This window comes from Aminobacter sp. P4_H6_2 (assembly GCF_056400805.1).
Map to the genome: position 1 here is coordinate 1 of NZ_JBFUKO010000549.1, position 3624 is coordinate 3624.

The window sequence follows — 3624 nt, forward strand, 5'->3', positions numbered from 1 at the left end:
GTTGAAGAAGCCGACCTCCGGAGCGCCGACTGCCTCTTCGGCGGTGACGATCTTGTCCTTGATCGCCTGGGCGGCCGGGACCGATACCTTTTCACCGGCGCGGATGGCGGCGGCGTCGAGCTTGAGCTCGGGGTTGGCGGCGATGAAGGCGTCGAGCTTCTGTTCCGCAACCTTGCTCGCACCACGGACAAGCGGATAGCCGCCGTCGTGAAGGGCGATGTTGACAGCCTTGATGAAGGCTGCGTCCTTGGCCTTGGCGGTGTCGCCGGCAGCGATCGCGTCATAGGATTCGACGGTCTCGTTGCCGATCTTGACGCTGGCCGCGGTACCCGCCGCAGCCGTGGTGACGACGTCGTAAGGAACCGAGTTCTTGGTCAGGAACGATGTCGCGATATCGCAAGAGGTGGTGAATTTCGCTGTGCCTACCGGGTTGAACTGGAACTTGCAGTCGCCAGGAGCGGCAGTGACGGTGGCGCGAACGTTCTGCTGGGCGGTGGCGAGAGCGGGGTTTGCGGCCCAGGTCAGCGCCTTGAACAGCGGGAAGTAGGTGACGATGGCGAGTGCCAGGCCAGCCATGATGATCGGCTTGCGGCCGATCTTGTCGGACAGCCAGCCAAACAGCACGAAGAAGCCGGTGCCGAGCAGAAGCGAAATCGCGACCATGATGTTGACCGCCTGGGCGTCGACCTTGAGCACGTTCTGCAGGAAGAACAGCGCGTAGAACTGGCCCGAGTACCAGACAACGGCCTGGCCGGCGGTGAGGCCGAACAGCGCGAGCAGGGCGATCTTGGCGTTCTTCCACTGACCAAAGGCTTCCGACAGCGGTGCCTTGGAGCCCTTGCCTTCTTCCTTCATGCGCTGGAAGGCCGGCGATTCCGACAGGGACAGACGAATCCACACCGAGATGCCGAGCAGGATGAACGACAGCAGGAACGGAATGCGCCAGCCCCAGGCGGCGAAGGCTTCCTTGCCGAGCCAGGTCTGTACCACCAGGATGACGACCAGCGACAGGAACAGGCCGAGTGTCGCGGTGGTCTGGATCCACGAGGTGTAGTAGCCGCGACGGTCGTCGGGGGCGTGCTCGGCGACATAGGTCGCAGCACCGCCATATTCACCGCCGAGCGCCAGGCCCTGCAGCATGCGCAGTGCGATCAGGATGACCGGGGCAGCAATGCCGATCGTGGCCGAGCCGGGCAGCAGGCCGACGAAGAAGGTCGACAGGCCCATGATCAGGATGGTGACCAGGAAGGTGTATTTGCGGCCAACGAGATCGCCGATGCGGCCGAAGACGAGCGCGCCGAAGGGGCGCACCAAGAAGCCGGCGGCGAAGGCCAGAAGTGCGAAGATGTTGCGTGTGGCTTCAGGATATTGGCTGAAGAAGGTCGCGCCGATGAAGGCTGCGAGCGAACCGTAAAGGTAGAAATCGTACCATTCGAAAACGGTGCCGAGCGACGAAGCGAAGATGACCTTCTTCTCTTCTCGCGTCATGCTGCGCCTGCGGGCGTCGGCGGTTGCCGAGATTGCCATAATTTGTCTCCTCCCAGAGTGCCGGCGGTATGTGCCTGGAGACTGTGCTCCGGGAATCCGCCTGACGTAACGACGTTGAAGTGATAACGCCGGGAGGCGGGCGTTTTCCATCGCTGCTTTGGGATTATGACCTTAGTCGTAGACGGGCGCCCGGCGGCGGGTTTCCGCGCCGTCGGGCATTCTCAGAAGAGGGGGGCTCAAGCCGCCCGTTCTTCCTTTTCGACGAGATAGCCGCGATCGCGCAGCCACCGGGCGATGATGATTTCGACCATCGACGACACCGAGCGGTGGTCGTCCTTGGCCGCCTTGATGAGCGCTTCCTTGAGGTCGCGTTCAATGCGGAATCCGAGTGGATGAGTCTTGGACATGGCAATTCCTGAAATTCTGTCGGGACGTTTAGTCCCGTGGGAGGATGACCGGAGTAGCGACGAACTTGCTGTCGTGGTCGCGTGTCGACCGGTCAGGCGGCGCAGGTGGGGCGCTTTGCGCCGTTAGACCTGGGCTGGGGGTGCGCGAGGCGCACTCGTTCTGTCACGCAAAAAGCTGAAGAGCGGATCGATTGAAGGTACAGAAATATCGATCTCGGCAATAGGCCGGGAATGGGCGATGCGCGGTAATGCGCTGTCTTCGGTGCCGTCGGTGCTGCACTCGGCTAAAGTGATGCAGGTGTCGCCGCAAGCAAGCAGCGCCAGTGGGCCACCGGTGTCCTGATAGACAGGGCCTGGTGCCGACACTTGCACAACGGAGTCGTGCTCGATCAGGTGAGCCTGGCTCGATGCAACCGAGCCGCCCAGCGCAGCAATTACCGGCAACAGCAGAAAGAACAAGTGCGCGAGCAAACTTGTGCTCCTTCGCCCCTGCTGCCGCTGTTTGGCTCGATACAATTGCTGCCTCTGGATCTCTATACATACCCCCGCCGACGGCGGCGGATATATTTGCACTAGATTAACAGAGTTTGGGCCGGAACGGCAATATGCAAATGTATAACACCGTATGAGAATTAACCATTCCCGTAAGGAAACCGTAGCAAGCCCAGGTCGATTCGCCCAGTCGGCAAAGAAAAACCCGGCCGGAGCCGGGTTTTTCGATCGTTTCAGACGGCCGCGTTCAGGTCAGCGACGCGGTGAAGCGCTGGATGCGCGTGCATGCTTCTTCCAGAAGTGCTTCGGAAGTTGCGTAGGAGATGCGGAAATTGGGGCCGAGGCCAAAAGCCGAACCGAACACCACTGCCACGCCTTCGGCTTCAAGCAGTTCGCTGCAGAAGGTTTCGTCGCCGTCGATAACGACGCCCGCTTGGGTCTTCTTGCCGATCAGTCCGGCGCAGGACGGATAGACGTAGAATGCGCCCTCGGGCGAGGGGCAGGTGATGCCGCGCGCCTGGTTGAGCATCGACACGACGAGGTCACGGCGGTTCTGGAAGATCGCCTTGTTCTTGGCGATGAAATCCTGCGGACCGTTGAGTGCTTCGACCGACGCCCATTGCGCGATGGTGCAGGCGCCGGAGGTCTGCTGCCCCTGGATCATGTCCATCGCCTTGATCAATTGGATCGGGCCAGCCGCATAGCCAATGCGCCAGCCGGTCATGGCATAGGCTTTCGACACGCCGTTCATGGTCAGCGTGCGGTCGTAGAGCTTCGGCTCGACCTCGGCGATGGTCTTGAAGACGAAATCACCATAGGTCAGGTGCTCGTACATGTCGTCGGTCAGCACCCAGACATGCGGGTGGCGCAGCAACACGTCGGCGATGGCGCGCAGCTCGGCCTCGCTATAGGCCGCGCCCGACGGGTTCGACGGCGAGTTCATCACCAGCCACTTCGTCTTCGGCGTGATTGCCTTTTCGAGTGCGGGCGCCGTCAGCTTGAAGCCGTTGTCGATGCTGGTCTCGGCAAAAGTCGGCGTGCCGCCGCAGATCGCCACCATTTCGGGATAGCTGACCCAGTAGGGGCGGGGGATGACGACTTCGTCGCCGGGGTTCAGCGTCGCCATGAAGGCGTTGAACAGGATCTGCTTGCCGCCGGTGCCGACGATTGTCTGCTCCGGCTTGTAGTCGAGATTGTTCTCGCGCTTGAACTTCCTGGCAATGGCCTCGCGCAAGGG

At 61.6% G+C, this 3624-nt stretch carries 4 protein-coding genes; all 4 read right to left on the reverse strand.

The features are described 5' to 3' along the window. On the reverse strand, positions 1 to 1527 hold a 1527-nt coding region (locus AC1DUU_RS26295; protein ID WP_476786302.1), incomplete at its 3' end, for an MFS transporter. Between the two features lie 197 nt (positions 1528 to 1724). After that, positions 1725 to 1895 carry a type II toxin-antitoxin system antitoxin gene (locus AC1DUU_RS26300; RefSeq protein WP_476786303.1) on the reverse strand — a complete coding sequence of 57 codons (171 nt, stop codon included), beginning with the start codon at positions 1893 to 1895 and terminating at the stop codon, positions 1725 to 1727. A 123-nt stretch (positions 1896 to 2018) separates the two neighbouring features. Next, positions 2019 to 2366 (reverse strand): hypothetical protein, encoded by a 348-nt coding sequence (locus AC1DUU_RS26305; protein ID WP_476786304.1) that lies wholly within the window; start codon positions 2364 to 2366, stop codon positions 2019 to 2021. Between the two features lie 268 nt (positions 2367 to 2634). Further along, a partial coding sequence (locus AC1DUU_RS26310) for a pyridoxal phosphate-dependent aminotransferase (RefSeq protein WP_476786305.1) occupies positions 2635 to 3624 on the reverse strand: 990 nt, incomplete at its 5' end.

What these genes read in the sequence shown, in the direction of transcription:
- AC1DUU_RS26300 (WP_476786303.1), bottom strand. Translation starts at nt 1,895, where the DNA reads ATGTCCAAGACTCATCCACTCGGATTCCGCATTGAACGCGACCTCAAG.